At 58.4% G+C, this 22748-nt stretch carries 20 protein-coding genes and 1 tRNA gene; 12 read left to right on the forward strand and 9 right to left on the reverse strand.

Annotation, left to right across the window (positions count from 1 at the left end; genetic code table 11):
- Positions 1 to 3 precede the first annotated feature (3 nt).
- From coaA to hisF, 3 genes are read right to left on the reverse strand one after another with little or no spacing between them, the layout of a single operon-like run.
- The gene (gene coaA, locus DL88_RS01880; RefSeq protein ID WP_370736375.1) at positions 4 to 996 is read right to left on the reverse strand and encodes a type I pantothenate kinase; all 993 of its coding nucleotides are present in this window, start codon (positions 994 to 996) and stop codon (positions 4 to 6) included.
- Complete coding sequence (locus DL88_RS01885; RefSeq protein ID WP_034990972.1) at positions 986 to 1306, reverse strand: phosphoribosyl-ATP diphosphatase; 321 nt, start codon at positions 1304 to 1306, stop codon at positions 986 to 988. Before DL88_RS01885 ends, coaA begins: the two co-directional genes overlap by 11 nt.
- The gene (gene hisF, locus DL88_RS01890; RefSeq protein ID WP_051955467.1) at positions 1303 to 2100 is read right to left on the reverse strand and encodes an imidazole glycerol phosphate synthase subunit HisF; all 798 of its coding nucleotides are present in this window, start codon (positions 2098 to 2100) and stop codon (positions 1303 to 1305) included. The genes DL88_RS01885 and hisF overlap by 4 nt, the downstream gene beginning before the upstream one ends.
- 491 nt (positions 2101 to 2591) lie before the next feature.
- Between hisF and DL88_RS01895 the strand changes: the two genes are divergently transcribed.
- Entirely contained in the window at positions 2592 to 3641 is a 1050-nt protein-coding gene (locus DL88_RS01895) for a DUF475 domain-containing protein (RefSeq protein WP_370736376.1), read from the forward strand.
- Between the two features lie 33 nt (positions 3642 to 3674).
- On the opposite strand, the gene DL88_RS01900 is transcribed toward DL88_RS01895, so the two are convergent.
- Positions 3675 to 4157: a cupin domain-containing protein gene (locus tag DL88_RS01900; RefSeq protein WP_034991314.1), complete on the reverse strand. Its 483-nt coding sequence runs from the start codon at positions 4155 to 4157 to the stop codon at positions 3675 to 3677.
- 189 nt (positions 4158 to 4346) lie between these two features.
- The gene (locus DL88_RS01905; protein ID WP_084704781.1) at positions 4347 to 4907 is read right to left on the reverse strand and encodes an NUDIX domain-containing protein; all 561 of its coding nucleotides are present in this window, start codon (positions 4905 to 4907) and stop codon (positions 4347 to 4349) included.
- A 605-nt stretch (positions 4908 to 5512) separates the two neighbouring features.
- Between DL88_RS01905 and mbfA the strand changes: the two genes are divergently transcribed.
- The 3 genes from mbfA to DL88_RS01920 all read left to right on the forward strand — a co-directional run bounded on the left by mbfA (position 5513) and on the right by DL88_RS01920 (position 7845).
- Positions 5513 to 6484: an iron exporter MbfA gene (gene mbfA, locus DL88_RS01910; protein ID WP_034991316.1), complete on the forward strand. Its 972-nt coding sequence runs from the start codon at positions 5513 to 5515 to the stop codon at positions 6482 to 6484.
- 167 nt (positions 6485 to 6651) lie between these two features.
- Positions 6652 to 7566, forward strand: a complete 915-nt coding sequence (locus tag DL88_RS01915; RefSeq protein ID WP_034990973.1) for a metallophosphoesterase family protein — start codon at positions 6652 to 6654, stop codon at positions 7564 to 7566.
- Positions 7567 to 7638: 72 nt separating this feature from the next.
- Positions 7639 to 7845, forward strand: a complete 207-nt coding sequence (locus DL88_RS01920; protein ID WP_245270577.1) for a hypothetical protein — start codon at positions 7639 to 7641, stop codon at positions 7843 to 7845.
- A gap of 83 nt (positions 7846 to 7928) precedes the next feature.
- Here DL88_RS01920 and DL88_RS01925 read toward each other — a convergent pair whose 3' ends face one another.
- Entirely contained in the window at positions 7929 to 8330 is a 402-nt protein-coding gene (locus DL88_RS01925; protein ID WP_051955469.1) for a winged helix-turn-helix transcriptional regulator, read from the reverse strand.
- Positions 8331 to 8427: 97 nt separating this feature from the next.
- Between DL88_RS01925 and DL88_RS01930 the strand changes: the two genes are divergently transcribed.
- Entirely contained in the window at positions 8428 to 9492 is a 1065-nt protein-coding gene (locus tag DL88_RS01930; protein ID WP_034990975.1) for an SDR family oxidoreductase, read from the forward strand.
- A 66-nt stretch (positions 9493 to 9558) separates the two neighbouring features.
- Here DL88_RS01930 and bhcR read toward each other — a convergent pair whose 3' ends face one another.
- The 3 genes from bhcR to DL88_RS01945 form a co-directional block, all read right to left on the reverse strand.
- Positions 9559 to 10398: an HTH-type transcriptional regulator BhcR gene (bhcR, locus tag DL88_RS01935; protein WP_034990978.1), complete on the reverse strand. Its 840-nt coding sequence runs from the start codon at positions 10396 to 10398 to the stop codon at positions 9559 to 9561.
- A 204-nt stretch (positions 10399 to 10602) separates the two neighbouring features.
- The gene (locus DL88_RS01940; protein ID WP_034990980.1) at positions 10603 to 11016 is read right to left on the reverse strand and encodes a hypothetical protein; all 414 of its coding nucleotides are present in this window, start codon (positions 11014 to 11016) and stop codon (positions 10603 to 10605) included.
- A 190-nt stretch (positions 11017 to 11206) separates the two neighbouring features.
- Complete coding sequence (locus DL88_RS01945; RefSeq protein ID WP_034990983.1) at positions 11207 to 11413, reverse strand: hypothetical protein; 207 nt, start codon at positions 11411 to 11413, stop codon at positions 11207 to 11209.
- Positions 11414 to 11774: 361 nt separating this feature from the next.
- On the opposite strand from DL88_RS01945, the gene DL88_RS01950 reads away from it, so the two are divergent.
- From DL88_RS01950 to DL88_RS01980, 7 genes are all read left to right on the forward strand, one after another.
- Positions 11775 to 13931 (forward strand): TonB-dependent receptor, encoded by a 2157-nt coding sequence (locus DL88_RS01950; RefSeq protein WP_051955470.1) that lies wholly within the window; start codon positions 11775 to 11777, stop codon positions 13929 to 13931.
- Between the two features lie 431 nt (positions 13932 to 14362).
- Positions 14363 to 14953 carry a GNAT family N-acetyltransferase gene (locus tag DL88_RS01955; RefSeq protein WP_051955471.1) on the forward strand — a complete coding sequence of 197 codons (591 nt, stop codon included), beginning with the start codon at positions 14363 to 14365 and terminating at the stop codon, positions 14951 to 14953.
- A gap of 265 nt (positions 14954 to 15218) precedes the next feature.
- A complete protein-coding gene (locus DL88_RS01960) occupies positions 15219 to 16436 on the forward strand; it encodes an acyltransferase family protein (RefSeq protein ID WP_034990986.1) in 1218 nt (405 codons plus the stop codon).
- A gap of 98 nt (positions 16437 to 16534) precedes the next feature.
- On the forward strand, positions 16535 to 18358 hold the full coding sequence (locus DL88_RS01965) for a M3 family oligoendopeptidase (RefSeq protein ID WP_370736379.1): 1824 nt from the start codon (positions 16535 to 16537) through the stop codon (positions 18356 to 18358).
- Positions 18359 to 18367: 9 nt separating this feature from the next.
- Entirely contained in the window at positions 18368 to 20923 is a 2556-nt protein-coding gene (locus tag DL88_RS01970; protein ID WP_034990991.1) for a ligase-associated DNA damage response DEXH box helicase, read from the forward strand.
- A gap of 97 nt (positions 20924 to 21020) precedes the next feature.
- Entirely contained in the window at positions 21021 to 21731 is a 711-nt protein-coding gene (pdeM, locus tag DL88_RS01975; RefSeq protein WP_051955492.1) for a ligase-associated DNA damage response endonuclease PdeM, read from the forward strand.
- 224 nt (positions 21732 to 21955) lie between these two features.
- Positions 21956 to 22029 (forward strand) — tRNA-Gly (locus tag DL88_RS01980).
- Positions 22030 to 22748 lie beyond the last annotated feature (719 nt).

Below are 22748 nucleotides of genomic sequence, written 5' to 3' on the forward strand. Positions count from 1 at the left end.
GCATTAAAGCTTGCGCAATTCCACTGTTTCGATCTGATGCGTCGGTCCCTTGGTCAGGACCAGATTGGCGCGGGCGCGGGTGGGAAACAGATTTTCGCGCAGATTGGCGAGATTGATCCGCCGCCAGATGTCGCGCGCCGCATTTTCGGCCGCTTCGGCATCAATTTGCGCATATTTCTTGAAATAGGAACGGGGATCCCGGAAAGCGGTTTCGCGCAGCCGCATGAAACGCGCGACATACCAGCGTTCGAGATCCTCTTCATCAGCATGCAGATAGATGGAAAAATCGAAGAAGTCAGAGACGAAGGGGATGGCCATTCCATCCTTATTTGGACGGTTCGGCAACAGGACGTTGAGGCCCTCGACGATCAAAATATCGGGGCGATCGACGATGACGCTCTCGCCCGGCATGATATCGTAGGAGATATGCGAATAGACCGGCGCGCGGACGTTGCGCTTACCGGCCTTGATATCGGAAAGAAAACATAATAGCGCCGTGCCATCGTAGCTTTCAGGAAATCCCTTCTTGTCCATCAGCCCTTCGCGCTGAAGAATATGGTTGGGATAGAGAAAACCATCGGTGGTGATGAGCTGCACTTTCGGTGTATTCGGCCACCGCAGCAACAATGCCTGCATGACACGGGCGAGCGTCGATTTACCGGCCGCGACGGAACCGGCGACACCAATAATATACGGAACCTTGCAATCGCCGGCCCCAAGAAAACGCTGTGTCGCCTTGAACAGCCCCTGTGTCGCGGCGACATAGAGAGCAAGTAGGCGTGACAGCGGCAGATAAATGGCGATGACTTCCTCGAGCGAGATCGGATCGTCGATCGAACGCAGACGCGAGAGATCCTCCAGGGTCAGCGTCAGCGGCGTATCCGCACGCAGTCGCGCCCATTCCGCGCGCGAGAAGCGATGATAGGGAGACAGCGGCGAAAGGTCGAGGTCTTCCTCTCCCACGGCATCGATGCGAGGCAGCTGGCTAGTGAGCACGGGAAGCCTTCTCTTCATGCCCCGAACGGGAGGTGCGCCGTTCGAGTTCTTCAAGAACATCCTGCAAGGAGACGTCCCGCAAGTGCAAGACGACCAAAAGATGATAGAGAAGATCAGCCGTTTCGCTGATGACGGCGGCGCGATCGGCGCCAAGCGCGGCAATGACCACTTCGACGGCTTCTTCCCCGAATTTCTTGGCAGCGCGAGGCGGCCCAGCCTCGATCAAGGATTTCGTATAGGACTTATCCGCGCTCGCGGCGGCGCGGTCCTTGATGATGGCGGCAAGATCGTCGAGGGTAAAACGCGTCATCCTGGCATCCGGTTGCGCGCGGCTGCAAGATCGGTATCGAGCCGCATCGGCAGCCCATGCCGCGCCATATAATCCTTGGCCTCGGCGATGGTGAATGTGCCGAAATGAAAAATCGAGGCGGCGAGCACCGCGTCCGCGCCGCCTTGTGCAATGCCCTCGACGAGATGGTCGAGCGTGCCGACGCCACCCGAGGCTATGACAGGAATCGGCACGCTTTCCGCGACGGCGCGTGTCAGCGCGAGATCGAACCCCGCCTTGGTCCCATCCCGATCCATCGAGGTGAGCAGAATTTCGCCCGCCCCGCGTTCGGCGACATCACGGGCATAAGCGATGGCGTCAATGCCGGTCGGCTTGCGCCCGCCATGGGTAAAGACTTCCCAGCGGCCAGGGCCGGTCGCCTTGGCGTCTATGGCGACGACGACACATTGGCTGCCGAATTTTTCCGCCGCGCGGCGTACGAAATCACGGTCAGTGACAGCCGCCGACATGATCGACACCTTGTCGGCACCGGCAAGCAGCAATTTGCGAATGTCATCCTCGGTTCTGACACCGCCACCGACGGTCAGCGGCATGAAACAAGCTTCCGCCGTGCGCTCCACGACATCGAACAGAATGGAGCGATCTTCGTGGCTCGCCGTAATATCGAGGAAGCATAATTCGTCGGCGCCCGCGGCGTCATAGGCCATAGCGCATTGGACCGGATCACCGGCATCCCGCAGGTCAACAAAATTGACGCCCTTGACGACGCGGCCGTCCTTGACATCGAGACAGGGGATGACGCGGGCCTTAAGCATGGCGGACCCTCAGGATCTCGTGAACGCGAAAGCTGGATCGAGATGCCGCCTTTTCATCATCCTGCGTTTCACCCTTGGCCATGAACTCTTGACAATGAACTCTTGAACAATGAGCTTGCGGCGTTTGCCATGCCCATTTCGGCACGCCAGCAATGTGCCAAAAAATTATGCTGTGTTCATCGGGGACGCGCATGCCGTTTGCCGATTAACGCGCCTTTTAGCCTAATTCGTTCTCCTTGCTCTCTAGCAGCAAATTTTTCCCTGTGCAAATCATCGCATGAAAGGTCCATCCGCGGGGAGACGAATGCGGTCTCAAAAGCGCCAACAGCACCGTGGAGGATTTTGCGTTGCCGGGGGTTTGCTGTAAATGGCGCGACGGGCGTCTTCACGCCCTATAGAGCAATTTCAAATGGAACAGTTCGGAAACATCCGAACATGCTCTAGCCCTTGCCAAGGGGATACCCATCAAGGGGACACCAACCAAGGGATCAATGCCGATGATACGCCATTTCGGTGGCTCGTTCCTGTTCGCCATCATCAGTCTCGGCCTTGCCGCATGGCTCGGCTGGGCAATGACCGGCACTTTGGGTGGTGTTTTTTCCATTCTCTGGATCACGCTGGTCCTTGGTGTGCTGGAAGTCTCCCTCTCCTTCGACAATGCCATTGTCAATGCGACCGTGCTACGCGGCATGGATCCGATCTGGCAGAGACGCTTTCTCACTTGGGGCATGGTGATCGCCGTTTTCGGCATGCGCATTCTGTTCCCCGTCGCGATTGTGAGTTTCGCCACACATCTTGGCCCCCTGGACGCCTTTTATCTCGCCCTGAGCAACCCGAACCGATATGCGGCAATCATCAAGGAGGCCCATATCGGGATCGCCGGCTTCGGCGGCACCTTTCTCGCCATGGTCGGCCTGAAATTCTTCTTCGATTCCTCGAAGACTGTGCACTGGATCGCCGTCATCGAACGGCAGGTGGCGCGGCTCGGCCATATCGACGCCTTGACCCATGCGATCGTCCTGCTTCTCGCCTATCGGGTTTCCCTGTTGCTGCCGCCGGGAAAAGCCACCACGATGCTCGTCGCGGGCATTTTCGGGCTCGTGGCCTTCATCGCGGTCGAAGCGGTCGGAACATTGCTCGGCGGCCAGGGCGGGCACAAACAGGGGATCGTCCGCCAGGGTTTCAGCGGCTTTCTCTATCTCGAAGTGCTCGACGCCTCATTCTCCTTCGACGGCGTGGTTGGCGCCTTCGCGCTCACCGATCATTTTCTCGTCATTGCGCTCGGTCTCGGCATAGGCGCCATGTTCGTTCGCTCGATGACCGTCATGCTCGTCCGCAGCGGCACGCTGGCGGAATATCGCTATCTGGAACATGGCGCCTTCTATGCCATTCTCGCACTCGCGGCGATGATGCTGCTTTCGGTTCGCTACGACATACCGGAAACCGTAACCGGTCTCGTCGGCGCGATCCTCATCGGCTTTTCACTCTTTGCCTCGATCCTCTACAACAGGACCGTCGGCCCTGGCGATGAGGACGATTGATCCTCTCTTCCGGCAGCGTCGCGGCCAAACGGCTCAACTCCCGCTCGGATCATCAGCCGGATTGATATATTTCAGGCTGAAAGGCCCTTCGCCCTTGACCTCGACTTCCGCCGGCTCGTTCGTCGTCCAGACCGAATGCGCCATTCCGGCCGGAAGATAGAAAAACCCTCCCGTCTCCACTTTCTTCGCGCGCGCCTGATCGATCGTCTCGCCCATGTCCGACATCAATGTACCGCTCACCAGCGTCACCGTTTCCGCCGTCGGATGCGTATGCGGTGCGATAATCGTATGCGCCGGCAGTTTCAGCCGCAGGACGAAAGTGCCCGGCTTGCCAGGGTCGCCCATGAACACGCTGGAAAGAACTCCCTTGGGCAGGAACGCCGGAGCCGTCCCCCATTGCGCCGCCGCGCTGTTGGTCAGCACAATCATCCTGTCCGTATCTGCGGCCATTGCCATGGCCGAGGACAAGCCGGTCATCGCGAAACCGAGGATGGATATTTTTATCGATGCACGCATGTTTGCTCCTCCCGCATTCTCATAGGATACGGCCCGGGCCATGATTAGAGCCAGCCTCGAGGCAGCATTCCAAATATATGTGAGACGCGAGGCAGGATGTCCATTCCAGCCATCAACAATCGCGATGTGTACGGCCGAGATACTATCGTTCACAAAGCTCCAGCTGCCACCATAAAGAAACAGTGGGAATTACCAGCGCAAAGGTGCCGGACTGCCGGTTGACACTTCCTCAATACGCGCGCGGGCAGAGCTGCTAACGAGACGCGGCAACGCGTCATGCGGAAAGAAAGCAGCCTCCTCAATACCATGTCCAGCGCGCAGATTATTGTTTTCCGCGGCCAGAACAATTGTATAGCAGGCGACATGGGTTTTGTTGCGCTGGTGATGAAACAGGCCATGCAGAACCGGCACGGCGGGCAATGGCAAGGCAACTTCCTCCTCGATATGCCGCGCCAACGCCGCCACAACTGTCTCATCCGTCCGCACCGAACCTCCCGGCAGATACCAGCCAGCCACCCGCTTGCGGCGCACGAGAAGCACGCTTCCATTCAGATCAAAAAGAACGCCGCGCACGCCGAGGCTGGTCACCCGTGAGGACGCAAGTCCTTTATTCGAGGCCAGCCGCGAACGGCCGTGTTCACGAAGATCGGCTTCCGGTCGAGGAATACAGAATTCTTGCGCCGGATCGGCCAATGCCGCCCCGCGGCCGAGAAGAGAAGAAAAAATTCGCCTGTACACACGGCTCACCATGGATTGTGGGCGTCAAGCCCCAATTCTTCGGGAAACAAATGCCTTTCAAAAACAAACTTTCACGCGCGAAAATTTCATGGGAATGAGCAATAAAATATCAAATTGTCGTCTTCCGCAGCAATTGCAAGAACATTTCACAGTCTGGCCGCGCCGGACCGAAGACACGTGCCAATAAGACACTATCCCGTTGCTTCTCGCAACTCTCTGAATGTTTCCGAAATCATTTGAAAGACCTATTTGGAATAAATATAGATAAAGGTTGCGGGACAGGCGCCGCCAGCCCCAATCTCCCGACCAGCAACAACCGGACCGCCATGCGCTGCGAGCCGGGATGTGAACGGGCGGGACGAAACGATCAGGGATGCATGAATCTCAGGAAAACAATAATCACGGCGTGAGTACATCGGTCGCTACAGACGATCACGCAGCGTATCATGCACCGCACACATCGTGCGTCGCATGATACGCTCGAGCATCACGCCAGAGCCACCTCGCAGTCGCGGGAGGCCAAGTCTCGATGAGCATGAGGTATCAAGTCATGCTCATCGAGACTTGGTATAATTCGATAGATGTTCGGCACCGGTCTGCCGGACAAGGGGCGGATCGTGAAAAACTTTACCGAATTGAACGAACAGGAAATTCTCTCTCTCGCAATCGCCGGCGAGGAAGACGACAATCATGTCTACACAACCTTTGCCGAGGATCTGAAAGAGCGTTATCCCGCAACCGCGCAGGTCTTTACGGGTATGGCTGCGACAGAAGCAACCCATCGGGAAATGCTCTATGAACTCTACAAGCAGCGTTTCGGCGCCGAGCTGTTGCCCATCAACAAAAGCGACGTCAATTTCTTCATGCGGCGGCCTCCGGTCTGGCTGACCCGCAATCTTTCCCTCGAAACCATTCGCAAGGAAGCCGAAATCCGCGAATCCGAGGCGGCGAATTTCTATGTCAAGGCGGCGGAAAGCGCCAAGGATCCGGCCGTCCGGCAATTGCTGCGCGAGCTCGCCGAGACCGAAATGACGCATGAAGAGCTCGCCGCCGATCTCGAAACGAAATATCTCACGCCCGCCGCGCGCGAATCGGAGGCGGAGACGCATGAACGCGTCTTTGTGCTGCAATATGTCCAGCCAGGTCTCGCCGGCCTGATGGATGGTTCCGTCTCGACGCTCGCGCCGCTCTTTGCCGCCGCTTTTGCGACGCAAAACAATTGGAAGACCTTTCTCGTGGGTCTCGCCGCGTCGCTCGGCGGCGGCATCAGCATGGGATTCGCCGAGGCGTTGTCGGACGACGGGAGCGTGACCGGGCGCGGCAATCCGATATTGCGCGGCATCGCCTGCGGCGTCATGACCACGATCGGCGGCCTCGGCCATACGATGCCGTACCTGGTACCGGACAGCTGGCATAATGCCTTCTATATCGCCACCACCATCGCCGGCATCGTCGTCTTCTTCGAGCTCTGGGCCATCGCCTATATGCGCACCCGTTACATGAAGACGCCTTTCTTCAAAGCAGCACTGCAGGTCGTCGTCGGCGGCCTCATCGTCCTGATCACCGGCATTCTGATCGGCGGCGCCTGACCTCACCTCGGAAATGCGCGAATCCGGGAAGCGATCCGCGCCCGCCCGCCAAAAACGTTGGCAAGGAGCGTTGGCAAGGAGCATGACAAGCCCACTGCCACGCTTTGACTCCCGGAGCGTTTCCTTTACACGGTTCAGGTTCCAGACTTCGTCGCGAGGCGCATCGCGTGACTTTTCTGCTTGCTCACCTCTCTGATCCGCATATCGGCCCGCTCCCGGTCCCGCACCGCCGAGAATTGTTCGGCAAACGGCTGACCGGCTATCTCAACTGGCATCGCGGGCGCTCCACGGCCCATGATATGGAGGCCCTCGGCCGCCTCGTCGCCGATCTCAAAAACCAGGCGCCAGATCACGTCGCGGTGACAGGCGACGTGCTGAATTTGGGGCTCGCCGCCGAGTTTCCGCTCGGCCGCCGCTGGCTGGAAAGTCTCGGCCAGACGGAAGATGTGAGTTTCGTGCCCGGCAATCACGACGCCTATGTCCGCGGCGCCCTACCCGATCTCGCCCGAACCTTCAAACCCTGGATCACCGGCGAGCATCCCACACTGAAATCGCGCGGCAGCGCGCCGTCACCGATTCCTCTTTATCCTTATCTGAGACGGCGAGGCCCGATCGCCCTCATCGGCCTTGCTTCGGGCGTGCCCATGCCGCCATTCATCGCCTCCGGCAAGCTCGGCGCGCAACAGATCGCCGGAGCGGAAATACTGCTGAAACAAGCGGCGGCGGAAAATTGCATCCGCGTCCTCATGTTGCATCATCCACCCTTTGCCGAAGGCAAGTTCGGACGCGGACTCGTCGATGCGCGCGCCTTCGCCGAAATGATCAGCCGCGTCGGCGCCGAACTCATCCTGCACGGGCATGAGCACAGTCTCGCCATCACGTCCCTTCCGGGCCCCAAGGGTAACGTCCCGGTCGTCGGCGTTCCTTCCGCCTCCCTCGTGCGCGGTTCGCCGCGCCGCCGCGCCGCCTATCATCTGTTTGAAATCGGTGGCACCCTCGCCGAGCCGAAAATCAAAGCCACGGCGCGCGGCTTGCTGGCGGATGGCCATACGATCGACGACCGCGGCCAAGTCCCTTTGTAAACAAGTTCCCTTGTGAGAAAGGCCTTGGCAGATCGCGGCAGGATCCATGCCTGAGGCCTGAACGGAGCAGCTATGATGAGCGATTGTCCCTCGGAGGGGCCGGATTACCGCGCCTTCTTTCTCGATGAAGCCGGCAAGATCAAGAAATCCAAAGTCCTGAAAACCTGCCAAAATGATACGGAAGCCCTAGCCCTTGCGGAAAGCCTGCATGATGGGCGGCGCCTGGAGCTTTTCGACGGCTGCCGCCTCGTCGCCGCCTTGCCGGCACGGAACGCTTGAGAAAGGCCCTGCAGGAAAGACCCCTGTAAACGCGCGAGAGAAACACCAAGAGAAACGCCAAGTCGCGCGCCTGCCTGCGACGATCAGCGATCCTGCAAGTCCGTTTGCGGTGCGGGTGACGCGAGCCGCTCCAGATCAGCGGCATGATCGGCTCCCCAGCGATAGAGCATTTCGAGCGGTTCCACGAAAACTTCCCCAAGTTCCGTCAGGCGATAGACCACTTCCGGCGGCATGATCTGCCGCACCTCCCGCGACACGAGCCCCATGCTTTCCAGATCACGCAAGGTCTGCGTCATCATCTTCTTGGAAAGGCCGGGAATGGCACGCATGAGCTGACCCGGCCGGGATCCGCCCCCGAGCAGATGGAGCGTATGCAGGATCATCGTGATCCATTTGCCGCTGAACAGACGCAAAAGACGCCGCGGCGCGCAAGCCTCATCGAAAGGAGGCAGGCGATAGTGATCGGGGAGCGGAGCAAGAGCCATGGGAACCTTTTGGTGACCAGGTCACAGATTGGTGCCGGATTGCCATCAATCTCCGTAAAGCACAATGTCCCGCCATCGTTTTCTGCGGAGTCCCCTCATGCCCCATAAAGCTTTGGTTGTCGGTGCGACCGGCATTGTCGGCCAGAACCTCGCCAACCGCCTCGTGGCGGATGGCTGGACCGTTCATGGACTGGCACGGCATCCCGCCGAGGCTTCGACCGGCATCCTGCCCTTGGCAGCCGATCTGCTCGACATCGAATCCGTGCGCTCAGCCGTCGCTGCCATCGAACCCACCCATGTCTTTTTCAGCACCTGGTCGAGACGCCCGACGGAGCGCGAGAATTGCAGCGTCAACAGCGCGATGGTCGCCAATCTCTTTACGGCGCTGCGCCACCCGGACGCGCTCGTCCATGCGAGCCTCGTGACCGGATTGAAACATTATCTCGGTCCCTTCGAAGCCTATGCGCAGGGCGCGCTTCCTGAAACACCATTCCGCGAGACTATGCCAAGGCTCGCCGTGGACAATTTCTATTATGATCAGGAAGACGCTTTATTTGCCGCCGCCATGAGCCATGGTTTCTCCTGGAGCGTACACCGTCCGCATACGATCATCGGCTATGCCATCGGCAATGTCATGAATATGGGTTCGACGCTTGCGGTCTATGCAACGATCTGCCGGGAAACCGGCCGTCCCTTCGTTTTCCCGGGGTCATCGATCCAATGGAATGGGCTGACGGATGTCACCGATGCGCGTCAGCTTGCCAGTCAGCTTGTCTGGGCGGCGACGAGCCCCACCGGGCAAAATCAGGCTTTCAATGTTGTGAACGGTGATGTCTTCCGCTGGAAATGGCTGTGGCCGCAACTCGCGGCGTGGTTCGGTCTTGAGGCGGCGCCCTATCCCGGACAGGCGACCTCTCTCGAGCAGCAGCTTTCCGGCGATGCCGAACTCTGGGTGGACATCAGCCGCCAATACGGCTTGCGCGAAAGCCGGCTCGATCGTCTCGCCTCGCCATGGCATACGGACGCCGATCTTGGCCGCGAGATCGAATGCATCACGGATATGAGCAAAAGCCGGCAGGCCGGTTTCAGCGGCTATCATTATACGCCGGACTCGTTCTTCGATCTCTTCGAGCGTCTACGTGCCGAGCGTTTCATCCCATAATTATTCGCCGCCAAAACGGGGCGATCGGAAGACCGATTGCCCGGCGTCCCGTTCCACTTTCCAACGTCACACCGGCTCTGTCCCGGCGCCCTTCTCGATCCCGCCGATCAGAGCGGTGATTTTCGCCGCCGCCCGGCGCACTTCCGGTCCGAGCCGGTCGATATGCTCGTCGGAAAGCCGAACCGCCGGACCCGAGACCGAAACGCCCGCCACGACCTCGCCGAATTCGTTAAAGATGGCCGCAGCGATACAGCGCATGCCGAGATTGCGCTCCTGATTATCGATCGCATAGCCGCGCTGTCTTATGGCTTCCAATTCCGCGAACAAGCGCTGCGGATCGGTGATCGTATTTTCGGTGAAGGCAGGGAGCCCCTTGTTGCGGATCACCTTTTCGACCGTCTCCCGCGGCAGATGGGCGAGCAGCACCTTGCCGATGCCCGAAGCATGTGCCGACCGGCGTTCTCCGGCGCGGAAAAACGCGCGGATCGGATCATAGCTTTCGACCTGGGTGACGAAGACCACTTCATCTCCCTCGAAAATGCCGATATTCGCGGTCTCGCCGGAAAGCTCCATGAGTTCCTGCATAACCGGGCGACCGAGCGTCACCGCGTTGTTGCGACGCTGAAACGCCATTCCGGCCCGAAAAGCCTCGACGCCGATGCTCCAGCGCTGATCCTGTTCATGCATCTCGACAAAGCCATGCGCGGCAAGCGTCATTAACAGACGATGCACGGTGGAAGGCGGCATGTCGGCACGCTGCGCCAGAGTGGTAAGCGCGATTCCATCCGATTGGGAGACGATCTCAATCAGGTTCAGCGCACGGTCGAGGGATTGCACGAGCGCCGCTTCCGGCGATTTCAGCGCGGCAGGTGGCCGCCCACGCGGCCGCTTGGTCGCAAGTCCCAAGGCAAATCTCCTTCAGAAAGGCGGCCCAACCATCCGGTTTCGCCCGCATCGAAGAGCAGATAGGTTAAGCGGCCTCTGCTTCACCCGGAGCAGAAGCGGACACGCAGGGGATGTGACCGCAAAGAGACTCAACTTTGACGAATCCCCACTGACGTGACCATTGTCCCCGAAAGCGAGCATGTCCAGAATGAAAAGAGAGGGAGGTTAAAGGGAATCGGCCGCTGCCTTGGCCTTTTTGAAGAGATCGTCCGCGGAAATCGGCTTGTCACCCTCAGGGTCCAGAATAATGGCGGCAAAATCACGCGCGAGTGCCGTGCAAACGGCCATGACACAGGCCTGCTCGCGAATGTCGCCACCCCAGCGGAAAGCCATGATGGTGTCACGATCCCCCACGGCGGCCTTGAGATCAGGCGAGAGATCACCGCCGACATCCTGAAACCGGATATCAAAACCGGCATCCTCGCCATCAAAAGTGCAGGGCAGATAGGAGACGGATTTGAACGGCGCATAGCCGTCGTCGAGGGTGATCTTGAGCTTCAGCCCATCAAGCGCCTTTTGCAGGCTTTTCCGGTCAGGAACATTATTGCGGTCGAGATAAGCGGTCAGCGCGCGCGCCATGGAAGTCTCCTAAGGGCCGCTCGCTCGTTAGTTTCGCGCGGCCCTGGTTCGCCCGGCTTTTGGGAGCGGGTCGGAAATACATGCGCTTTTCCTAGCGCGAAAGTGCCTGCGACGCCAGTTATGGATCGGTTGTCACGCCGCCCGACAACAGACTCCCAAAAACCGTCCCCGCCGAAGACAGGCGCCAATTTCAAGCAGCAAAGCGGATTTTCATTCCAGAAATCTCATGCCGTCTCGACATAAGCGAACCATAGGTGTGGATGCGATGGTTTGCCTGATGGTCAAAGGTGATCCACGGATGGCTGAGCCAACGCCTCGCGATGTCGCCGCCAACAGACAAAAACGCCGAGCTCTGATTGCGTTCAAACGCATTCAAACCGGCAGCATTCCTGACCATTGAGAAGGCAATCCTCTATAAATTTGCGCATATCTGCACCAACCCAGACACGTTCACAAAGTTTTTAAAAAACCCGTCACGCTGCCAAGAAATGCGCAGAATAGATAATAAGTTATTATAATTATTACACTTTTAAACTCAAAGATAAATTCGGAGTGCTGCCCAATCGCTGCTCCACCCATTTCCAAATCCGGGATTACAATAGATTACTAATGCACGTTGATTTATAGCTTAAAAATAATTCATGTAGAATTAAAATAGGCTTTCGATCATTATGGCAACAAGATCCTCAACCTCCGGCATATACACGGCACTTTTGCCCAGACAGGATCTGTTCCAGCAAACTCATTCATCACGAGGAATGCAGATCTCGACACTCGCTTTGCTGATGGCGATTGGCGGAGCGCCAGCCTGGGCGCAATCGGCCAAAAAGGACACGACGGCGACGCAAGTCCTGCCGGAAGTCGATATTACCGCTTCAGAAATTCCTTCGGCCAATGCTGCGGGTGAGACATTCGGTGTCATCGTTCCACCGAAGTCCTTTGAAATGGGACCAGCCGGCAATCAGAAGCCGCTCGACATGCCGCATTCTGTGACCGTCGTCTCCCAGGAAATGATCCGCGCCGTCCAGGCGCGCAATGTCGCGGATATTCTGCGTTTCAACCCCTCGATTCAGATGAGCCGGGGCGCCGATGGCGGCCGTATCTGGACCCGCGGGTTCGAAAGCGGCGTCGTTCAAAATACACGCATGGACGGACTGAACATCATCAGCACGACCGGCTATGCAATGGAACAATTCGATCGGGTGGAGATGCTGAACGGTGTGGCCGGCGGCATGTTTGGCCCCACAGGCCCAACCGGCACCTTCAACTTCATCTCCAAACGGCCAACCGACATTCCCTTCCAGACGATCAGTTACGGTTTTGAATCCAACGCCAACCATATGGTGTTTGGCGATGTCGGAGACAGAGTCGAAGGTCTGGCATTCCGCTTCAATTTTGTTCACGCCGATGGGCAGGATTATGCGCCGACCAGCAATCTCCGCCGCACCTTGCTCGATGGCGCGATCGACCTGCATTTCGGCGATTCAACGGTTCTTGAACTGAACGGCAGCTATTACGATTGGCATTGGTTCGGTTTTCCCGGCAGTTTCACCTATGGTCCCACCATCTACAGCCTACCCCGCGCGCCTAGTGCCGCGACCGGCGGCTACGGTGTTTCCGGCATGGGCAACCAGAACGAAACGCATACATTCAGCGCAAAGCTGAAACATGCTTTCAACCAGGACTGGAACCTGACGATCGGCCTGCTCGACCAGACCGTCGAGCGCGGCCTGTACCAGCCGACCAATACATTCATCGACAATAATGGCAATTTCCGAACGCAGATGAATGCGCAGAAGGCCGCGAAATTCACCATCATCAGCAATCTTGCGACGCTTAACGGCCATATCATGACAGGCGCCATCAGCCATGATGTCTTCATCGGCACGACCGGCTTCACCTGGGGCAATTTCTCAGGGTCTGGCGGCAATAACAATGTCACCGTCGGCACCAACAATATCTACAATCCGGTCGTCCTTCCGGCAGCCTCTTATCAGGTCGGAGGCCCGGTCTACAAAGCGGCACGCAATGATCAGCAATCCCTCGTCGGCGGCGACACAATCAGGTTCGACGACCATTGGTCGCTCTTGCTGAATTCCAGTTTCTCCTGGCTGACATCGAAAAACTACAACGCGCTCGGACAGAAGACCAGCACCTATCAGACGACTGGAGAATGGAGCCCGACGGCCAGCGTGCTCTACAAGCCGGATGCCAACCAGACGGCCTATTTCACCTATAGCAATTCACTGCAGCAGGGTGACACGGCCCCGGTGACCGCCGTCAACGCGAACCAGACGCTGGCCCCCTATCGCAGCACGCAATATGAGCTTGGCTACAAGGTCGCTCTGACGGACCGCCTGATGCTCACAGCGGCAGGATTTCGCATCGACCAGCCCTGGGCCTATCAGAACACCGCCGGCTATTATCAGAATTTCGGCACGCAATTGAATTGGGGCTCCGAGGTGCAATTGACCGGCCAATTGACCGATGATCTCTCCGTCATCGGCGGATTCCAGCAATTGATCCCCAAATTGATCAATACGGGCACAACCGCCGTGGAGGGCAAGGATGTCGTCAACGTGCCCCGCATACAGGGTAATCTCTTCGTCGAATATAGAGTCCCCACGGTTCAGGGACTCGCCCTGAGCGCCAATGTCCACTATGTCGGCGGCCGCCCCGCCAATGAGACGAATACGATCTGGACCGGAACCTATGCGACCTTCGATCTCGGCTTGCGCTACACGACGGTCGTCGACGGTCACCGGATAACAGCCCGTTTCAACGTCAACAACGTCACCGATACGCACTATTGGACCTCGATCTACCCGGCATCCGGCATTTCGACGACGGCGGGATCGCAGGCTTTTCTGGGCCTGCCGAGACAATTTCTGGCCGGGATTGATTTTACTTTATAAGAGCCCATCGGAGGTCTTTCCGAAACCGGACCGAGGATGCTGCCCGGATCAACGCCGGACAGCGCCAGAGCCCATCAAAGGAAAGCTGTCAGTCTGCATTGATGCCCCTTCGTGATGAACCGCATCAAATCCGGCCAATTGACAACAGTCATCCCTATTATCGCCAAGACGAGACGACCTCACGTCTGCGGCGAAATGCCTCTGATTTCAATGCGTCCCATGCATGGCTGCCAGACCGCCGCCGTTCATCATTGATTTAGACTTATTGCGCCAGTATAAAGTCCACAGCGAGGGGCGGCCCGAAGGTTGAACGAAGCTGGGCCGCGCTGAGAAATTTGAAGGTTACCCCCTGGTCAGGAGGAAGCAAGGGAGCACGGTTAGAGCTCAAGCAAGGGCTGCCCCTGGCCCTGAAACGGGATTGGATAAAAGAAATGATGAGAGTGCCTGCAGAGGGAACGATCCGTCGCCTCTGGGCCTGCGATATGTCTCTTTTTCGCGACCACCTGCTGCGTCTGGATCAAGACAGCCGTTTCGAACGGTTTGGTGCCTACACCAACGATTCTCAAATCAATCAATATGTCGATAGCTGTTACGGCCCGGATGAAATCATCTTCGGTTACGTCGTCGACGGCGTCGTAAGAGGAGCCGGCGAGTTGCGCGCTATTGGCGCGTCCTTCCTTCCAGAAGGCGCGGCGGAAGCTGCCTTTAGCGTGGAACAGGGATGGCGACGCCGTGGCGTCGGGACCAATTTCATGCGGCGTATCGTCCGGGCGGCGCGTAACCGCCGTATCCATACGCTGTATCTGTCCTGCCTCGCCCATAATGCCAAAATGGTCGGACTCGCACGGAAATTCGAGACGGAACTGTCCTTTGAAACCGACGAGGTGACGGGACGGCTGGTGGCGCGCACTCCCACCACGACCTCGATCCTTTCGGAACTGATCGATAATTCCCTCGACATGACCGAGGCCATGTTCGATTTCCAGAAGCGGGTGTTGACCGCCGTCGAAGCACGCCATTGATTCGATCCTGCCGGCGGCAGGATCCGGCCGGTTCCCAGCCGGCATCAGTGAGAAGCTCCCTTCCGCAAGGAATGGAGCTTTTTCATTATCCAGCCCTTCGCAAGAAGCAGAACAGGCGCTGCAACCGCATAAACGGCAGCATGGCTCGATAAACGCAAACGAGGCTGTTAAACTTCCCTATTGCAGTTGCGTCGAACCGGAACAGGCCATCCCTTCCGGTCCGGCTCTCCCTTTCACCATCCATCCGCAGGCAATGGGGATTTTCATGGCTGCCGAGCGCGAGCAACAGCCCGTTCAACTCATGGGACTCCAGGCGGCCAGAGCGGCGGCGGCGGTGCTCGTCCTTTTATTCCATACCAGCGGTTCCATCTTCGGCTTGACGAAATATGGCGGCGTCAAACCGTTCGGAAATGTTTTCGATTTCGGCAATGCAGGCGTCAATTTCTTTTTCGTTCTCAGTGGCTTCATTATTTTTTACGCACATGGAAAAGATATCGGCCAGCCACGCCGGCTCGGCGCCTATTTCTGGAAGCGGTTTTCCAGAATCTATCCAATCTATTGGATTGTCCTGCTGATCGTCCTGCCGGTTTATTTTATTGTACCGACCTTCGGAACCGGCAACGAGACCAATCCCTGGGTCATCCTCTCTTCGTTCCTTCTCGTCCATATCAAGAGCGAGAAGACGGTTTTGATCGTTTCCTGGACCCTGTTTCAGGAAATCCTGTTCTATTTCATCTTTGCCCTCCTGATCGTGAATCGGCGTTTGGGGCTCTTTATCCTGACGATATGGCTGGCGGCATCGCTCGCGCCCCTAATCACGCCCTTGATATTTGGCCCGCTTCCCGAGGGCACTTCCTTTTATTTCGACCCACTTCATCTGCTGTTCGGCATGGGAATGGCGGCGGCCTTATGGGCAAGCGGACGGAAAATACAGGCTCCCGGGTTTCTGCTCGCCTGCGGCGTCGCAGCTTTTCTGGGCACCGGAATGGAACGCGCCTATTTCCAGACCCTGTCCTGGGGCGTGGAAGATCTCCTTTTCGGCCTTGCGAGCACGGCCATCCTTTTGGGGCTCGTCGGGCTTGAGCGGATGCACCGTCTGCGCATTCCGGACTGGGTCGCGCTGACGGGCGAGGCTTCCTATGTCATCTATCTCACGCATTTTATGATTTTGTCGCTCGCCGCGAAAATCATCTTGCCATCGCTGCGCCAGCTACATTCCCCTGATGGACTGTCGTTCTTCATCCTGGCTGCCCTCGCCCTCATTGCCGGTATCGGGTTCCACAAACGGGTCGAAAAACCGCTCCTTCTTCTGACCCGGCGGCAGTTTTTCAGGCGGCCGGTCCCTCCACCGACGCCGAAACCGCAAGCAACAAACCTTGACCGAAACCTTGGCCCAAACCTTGGCCCAAGCCTTGCGCCAGAGCCCGGACAAAGCCTTGGCACGGTGAGGCAGCCCACCGCGGGCGTGAGCAGGGATGGTTGATCCCTCCCGGACCGTTCCAATATGAATGACCAACGATCCTTTTCGAGGCGGCTTTCATGTCCTTCATCCGTTCGCTCCTCTCCTCTTCTTCGTCCGAGATGCCGCGTGATCCGGCCCAAAACAAACAGGGCGGCTCGGCACAATTGCTCGGAACCTTGCCGGAATGGAATCTCGCCGATCTCTATCCAGCGCCCGATTCTCCGGTTTTCGAGCGCGATCTCGCCCATGCCATTCATGAAGCGAAAGTTTTTGCCGAGACCTATAAGGGCCGCCTCGAAACACTCGCCATGGATTCATCGAGCAACGGTCTCATCGAAGCGGTGCGTGCCTATGAGAAAATCGAGGAATTGCTCGGCCGCCTGATGTCCTATGCCGGGCTTTATTATTACGGCGATACCAGCGACCAAGTGCGCGCCAAATTCTACGGCGACACCCATGAGGAGATCACCAAGGCCTCCTCCGACCTTCTGTTTTTCGAGCTCGAACTGAACCGGCTTGACGATCACCTCATCGAAAAGGCGCTCGCCGGTACGCCTCTTGGCCATTACCGCCCCTGGGTCGAGGACATCCGCAAGGAAAAGCCGCATCAGCTCGACGATCGCCTCGAACAATTGTTCCTCGACAAATCGGTGACCTGCCGCAGCGCCTGGAACCGCCTGTTCGATGAAACCATCGCCGCTTTACGCTTCACGGTCGATGGCGAGGAACTCACCTTGGAGCCGGTCCTGAACCTGATGCAGGACGAGGATGCGGCGGTGCGCGAAAAAGGCGCCAATGCCGTCGCCGAAACCTTGAAGGCCAATCTGCGCACCTTCGCGCTCATCTCCAATACTTTGGCCAAGGACAAGGAAATTTCCGATCGCTGGCGCGGCTTCACGGATATTGCCGATTCCCGCCATCTTTCGAACCGCGTCGAGCGTGAAGTGGTCGATGCCTTGGTCGCCGCGGTCCATGCCGCCTATCCGCGCCTGTCGCACCGCTATTACAAGCTCAAGGCGAAATGGTTCGGGCTAGAGCAGCTCAACCACTGGGATCGCAACGCGCCGCTGCCGAATATTCCCACCAAGACCTATTCCTGGGACGAAGCCCGCGACACGGTGCTCGATGCCTATGGCGCCTTTTCTCCCAATATGGCTGGCATCGCGAAAAAATTCTTCGACAATGGCTGGATCGACGCGCCTGTCCGCCCGGGCAAGGCGCCGGGTGCCTTCGCCCATCCGACCGTGCCTTCAGCGCATCCCTATGTGCTGCTCAACTATCTCGGCAAGCCGCGCGACGTCATGACGCTGGCCCATGAGCTCGGTCACGGCGTCCATCAGGTGCTGGCAGGCCCCAATGGCGCCCTGATGGCACCGACGCCCTTGACGCTCGCCGAAACCGCCTCGGTTTTCGGCGAAATGCTGACCTTCCGCTCGCTGCTCGCCCGCACCACCAATGTCGTCGAACGCCGCGCCATGCTCGCCGCCAAGGTCGAGGACATGATCAATACGGTCGTGCGGCAGATCGCCTTCTATACATTCGAACGCAAACTGCATACGGCGCGGCGCGAGGGCGAACTCACCTCCGAACAGATCTGTGATCTCTGGATGAGCGTGCAGGCGGAAAGCCTCGGCCCCGCCATCAAGCTCGGCGCAGGCTACGAGACCTTCTGGGCCTATATTCCGCATTTCATCCACTCACCCTTCTATGTCTATGCCTATGCCTTTGGTGATTGCCTGGTGAATTCGCTTTATGGCGTCTACCAGAAATCGCATGAGGGTTTCGCCGAGCGTTATCTCGCCATGTTGGCGGCGGGCGGCACCAAGCACCATACCGAACTGCTGGCACCCTTTGGTCTTGATGCGCGCGATCCGGCCTTCTGGCAGATCGGCCTTTCGATGATCGAGGATCTGATCGGCGAACTCGAAAGCCTCGAAGGATAAAAAGCTTCCTTGACGACACGCGGGCTCCCGACGAACGAGCCGCTGCCGCCGCGCTTCGCCGACTGGTTTGCGGCGCGCGGCTGGAGCCCGCGTGATCACCAGTGCCAGCTTCTGGCTCTGGCGCGGCAGGAAAAAGACGCTTTGCTGATCGCGCCGACAGGCGCCGGCAAGACGCTTGCGGGTTTCCTACCCTCGCTCGTCGATCTGGAACACAAACGTAATCGGCGCGGGCTACATACATTATATGTTTCTCCGCTGAAGGCGCTGGCGGTCGACGTCGAGCGCAATCTGCAAAATCCAATCGCTGAAATGGATCTCGCCATCAAGGTCGAGACGCGAACCGGGGATACATCCGCCACGAAGCGTATGCGTCAGCGCCGCTACCCGCCAGACATGCTGCTGACGACGCCGGAACAATTGGCGCTGTTGCTGGCGACACCCGACGCCGAACATCTCTTCGCCGATCTACGCTGCGTCATCTTCGATGAATTGCACGCCATAGCCCCTTCAAAACGTGGCGATCTCCTCAATCTCGGTCTTGCCCGGCTGCGCACCTTCGCGCCCATGATGCGCGCGACCGGCCTCTCCGCGACGGTCCGCGCGCCGGAAGATCTGCAACGCTGGCTCGTCAGGCAAAGGGCAGACGACAAAACACATACACATCTCGCCGAACTCATCGTCGCGCCCGCGGGCGCACCCGCCGACCTCTCGATTCTCGACAGCGACAATATTCTGCCCTGGGCCGGGCATAGCGCGGCGCATGCGCTGCGTGAAATCTATGAGGCGATCACCAAGGCGACGATGACATTGGTGTTTGTGAATACACGCGCGCAGGCCGAATACATCTTTCAGGAACTCTGGCGCCTCAATGATGCGGTCCTGCCGATCGCCCTGCACCACGGCTCGCTCGATGCCGGCCAGCGGCGCAAGGTCGAGGCGGCCATGGCGGAAGGCCGGTTGAAGGCCGTCGTCTGCACCTCGACGCTTGATCTCGGGATCGACTGGGGCGCGGTCGATCTCGTTGTCAATGTCGGCGCTCCCAAAGGCGCAAGCCGCCTCGCCCAGAGGATCGGCCGGGCCAATCACCGGCTGGATGAGCCGTCGCGCGCCATTCTCGTGCCCGCCAACCGGTTCGAAGTGCTCGAATGTCACGCCGCCGTCGATGCCGCGCGGGCGGGCATACAGGATACAGCCGCACCACGCAGCGGCGCGCTCGACGTTCTCTGCCAGCATGTGCTCGGCACCGCCTGCGCCGGTCCATTCGATCCGGAGGCACTTTATGCGGAAATCACCGGCGCCGCGCCCTATGCGCAGCTTTCCCGCGAGGATTTCACCGCCGCCCTGAATTTCGCGGCTCATGGCGGCTATGCGCTAAAATCCTATGAGCGTTTTGCCAAATTGCGGGTGATGCCGGATGGACGATGGCGCATCGCCAACGGCCGCATCGCTCAGGCCTATCGCATGAATTGCGGCACCATTGTCGAAGCCGATATGCTCAAGGTGCGTCTCGTCTCTTCCCACGCGAAACAGCGTCAGCGTGTCGGCGCGGCAAAGGAAACCACCCGCTACACTGGCGCTTTGCGGCGCGGTGGCCGCCTGCTCGGCGAAATCGAGGAATATTTCATTGAGACCTTGCGTCCACGCGACACTTTTCTTTTCGGCGGCGAGATTCTCGCCCTGCAGGAAATCGTCGCCGACGAGGCCCATGTGGTGCGCAGTTTCGCGGAAAGTCCCAAAATCCCGTCCTATGCCGGAGGTAAATTCCCGCTCTCGACCTATCTCGCCAAACGCGTCCGCGAACTTCTTTCCGATCCCGGCGAATGGCACCATTTGCCCGAGCAAGTCGTGGAATGGCTCCGGTTGCAAGGCGAGGTCTCGCGCCTGCCGCCGCCAGACACGCTTCTCGTCGAGACTTTTCCGCGTGGCGGGCAATATCATCTCGTCGCCTATCCGTTCGAGGGGCGCCTCGCGCATCAGACGCTCGGCATGCTGCTGACCCGGCGGATGGAGCGCGCGGGCCTGCAACCACTCGGTTTCGTCGCCAATGATTATGCGCTCTGCATCTGGTCGCGTGCCGATTCCGGCGCGTGGTGCCTGGATAATCAGGGCGCACTGGCAAACCTCTTTGCCGAGGATATGCTCGGTGACGATCTCGAGGAATGGCTGCAGGAATCGGCACTGATGAAACGCACATTCCGTTCCTGTGCCATCATCGCCGGGCTGATCGAACGGAATTTTCCTGGGAAAGAAAAAGGCGCGCGCCAAGTGACGATCTCAACCGATCTCATCTACGATGTTCTGCGCCGCCACGAACCCGACCATATCCTCCTGCGCGCCGCGCGGGCCGATGCGGCAACAGGCCTGCTCGATCTCGAACGGCTGGGGCATATGCTCGCCCGCGTGCGCCATGGCATTCTGCATCAGCCGCTCAGACATGTCTCCCCGCTCGCCGTGCCGATCATGCTCGAAATCGGCCGGGAGTTGGTCTATGGGGAAGCCCAGGACGCCCTGCTCGCGGAAGCCGCCGCCAATCTTCTCGAAGAGGCGATGGACGGCACGCCTTGAGACAAACGCCTCTTCACCTCCAGCATAGACATCAAACCATAGCCGTAATGCCACGCACGGGATTCCGCTCCGCCGCGCAATGCGATAAAGCTTGGTCGTGAAACCACACTCCACACAAACGCCGATCCCGGCCGTCCTAACCATCGCCGGCAGGAATTTTCTCGCCGATCCGGCGGGAGCCTTGTTTCTGGAAGAGGACGGTGCCCTGATCATCGCCGATCTGCATCTGGAAAAGGGTTCGGCCTATGCCTCGCGCCGTGTTTTCCTTCCACCCTATGATACACGCCAGATCCTCGCGACGCTCGCGCAATTGATCCGGCTTTACAGGCCACGTCTCGTGGTCGCCCTTGGCGATTCCTTTCACGATACGGGGGCCGGTGAACGGCTCGGCACGGAGGAACGCGCACTGCTCGCCTCCCTGCAGCAGGGACGCGACTGGATCTGGATTGCGGGTAATCACGACAGCGAGAGACCGGACGGCATAGGAGGTCAGTTTCTGGATGATTTTTCGCTCGGCGCTATCCGCTTGCGGCATATCTGCGGTCCCCTCGCCGAAGGGGCCGGCGAACTCACCGGCCATCTGCATCCTGTCGCCAAAGTGCGAGGCCGTGGCGGCCTCCTGCGCCGACGCTGTTTCCTGAGCGACGGGCGCCGCTCCATTCTGCCCGCCTTCGGTGCCTATGCGGGCGGCCTCAATATCCGCGACGAGGCTTTCTCCGGCCTGTTCGCCACAGCAGAAGCCAGAGCCCATGTCCTCGGAGCGAGAGGCGTTTATCCCTTTCCGCTGCAACATTGCCTTCCAGAATGATGCTCACCGCATGATCCCTGTCGCATGATGCCCGAATAATGATGGCGAGACGCCCTTGCGCCCATTGAACCTTCGGTCAAGGCAAGCTATGGTCGAAACGTTATGAAAAGTCTGGCCGAGCGGTCTGATTCAGGGCGGCTTCGCTCCGAATGCCCCTCGCTTCAAAGCCTTCAATGGTTAGACCTATCCTGTCATTCGTGAAGAATGAGGCCAGGAAGTTTCATGCGGGCGTAGTTCAATGGTAGAACGGCAGCTTCCCAAGCTGCATACGAGGGTTCGATTCCCTTCGCCCGCTCCAACACATTCCCCTGCGCGCCACAATCTCTTTAATTGCAACAGCTGCATCGATCCACCGCGTTTGAGATTTCGCGCCGGGATCGGCTATCCGCCCGCATCTATCCGAAGGCAGGACCTTCCACCGTGCTCCTGCCACCATGCTGAAGCAAGGTCGCGAGCATAGGATCCGGGCGTAAACCTGAAAGCATGAAAGAACCCGAGGGTTTCCGCCCTCCCCCGCCACCGGAAAAAGGCGCTGGCCGAAAACGGCCACGCTTCCGCCACGGACCCACCATTTCAATCAGCTACACACACAAAATTCTCTTCGTGCGGAGGATGCAATGCGGATCATTGGAGCCCGGCCACCCCTCTATGATTAAATTTTATTCATCGCAAAAGCTGCGGCCCATGGGAGAGCTGCAAGCTCGGCCCTAACCAGCATGAACAAAGCTTCATGATTATTTTCTTCAATTTTCAAAGGGTTTATGCTATTAAATTGCCAATAGCCAAATGAAATCCGGCCCCTAACAGAGGCCGAAGGGAGTTGGCTCGAAAGGATTGAACACATTGATTTTATCGAATTTTAGGCATTTGCTTAGATTGTAAGCAATTAGTTTGAATATATGAAAAGCACGGCTCCGGCAGGCGCGATAACGCGCATAATGACGGGAATGTGAGATGCCTCACCCCTTTAAATTCATCTCGGGATGAACTTTTCACCCTGCTTTTCGATTGTGATCG

The organism is Beijerinckia mobilis, assembly GCF_000745425.1.
Lineage (GTDB): Bacteria > Pseudomonadota > Alphaproteobacteria > Rhizobiales > Beijerinckiaceae > Beijerinckia > Beijerinckia mobilis.

Bases quoted from the DNA above. Each gene is read 5' to 3' on its own strand.
- DL88_RS01885 (WP_034990972.1), bottom strand. From the start codon at position 1,306: ATGACGCGTTTTACCCTCGACGATCTTGCCGCCATCATCAAGGACCGC.
- DL88_RS01940 (WP_034990980.1), bottom strand. From the start codon at position 11,016: ATGGCGCGCGCGCTGACCGCTTATCTCGACCGCAATAATGTTCCTGAC.
- DL88_RS01950 (WP_051955470.1), top strand. From the start codon at position 11,775: ATGCAGATCTCGACACTCGCTTTGCTGATGGCGATTGGCGGAGCGCCA.
- DL88_RS01930 (WP_034990975.1), top strand. From the start codon at position 8,428: ATGCCCCATAAAGCTTTGGTTGTCGGTGCGACCGGCATTGTCGGCCAG.
- DL88_RS01925 (WP_051955469.1), bottom strand. From the start codon at position 8,330: ATGGCTCTTGCTCCGCTCCCCGATCACTATCGCCTGCCTCCTTTCGAT.
- hisF (WP_051955467.1), bottom strand. From the start codon at position 2,100: ATGCTTAAGGCCCGCGTCATCCCCTGTCTCGATGTCAAGGACGGCCGC.
- DL88_RS01920 (WP_245270577.1), top strand. From the start codon at position 7,639: ATGATGAGCGATTGTCCCTCGGAGGGGCCGGATTACCGCGCCTTCTTT.
- DL88_RS01960 (WP_034990986.1), top strand. From the start codon at position 15,219: ATGGCTGCCGAGCGCGAGCAACAGCCCGTTCAACTCATGGGACTCCAG.
- DL88_RS01965 (WP_370736379.1), top strand. From the start codon at position 16,535: ATGCCGCGTGATCCGGCCCAAAACAAACAGGGCGGCTCGGCACAATTG.
- DL88_RS01895 (WP_370736376.1), top strand. From the start codon at position 2,592: ATGCCGATGATACGCCATTTCGGTGGCTCGTTCCTGTTCGCCATCATC.
- DL88_RS01945 (WP_034990983.1), bottom strand. From the start codon at position 11,413: ATGGTCAGGAATGCTGCCGGTTTGAATGCGTTTGAACGCAATCAGAGC.
- DL88_RS01900 (WP_034991314.1), bottom strand. From the start codon at position 4,157: ATGCGTGCATCGATAAAAATATCCATCCTCGGTTTCGCGATGACCGGC.
- DL88_RS01905 (WP_084704781.1), bottom strand. From the start codon at position 4,907: ATGGTGAGCCGTGTGTACAGGCGAATTTTTTCTTCTCTTCTCGGCCGC.
- DL88_RS01955 (WP_051955471.1), top strand. From the start codon at position 14,363: ATGATGAGAGTGCCTGCAGAGGGAACGATCCGTCGCCTCTGGGCCTGC.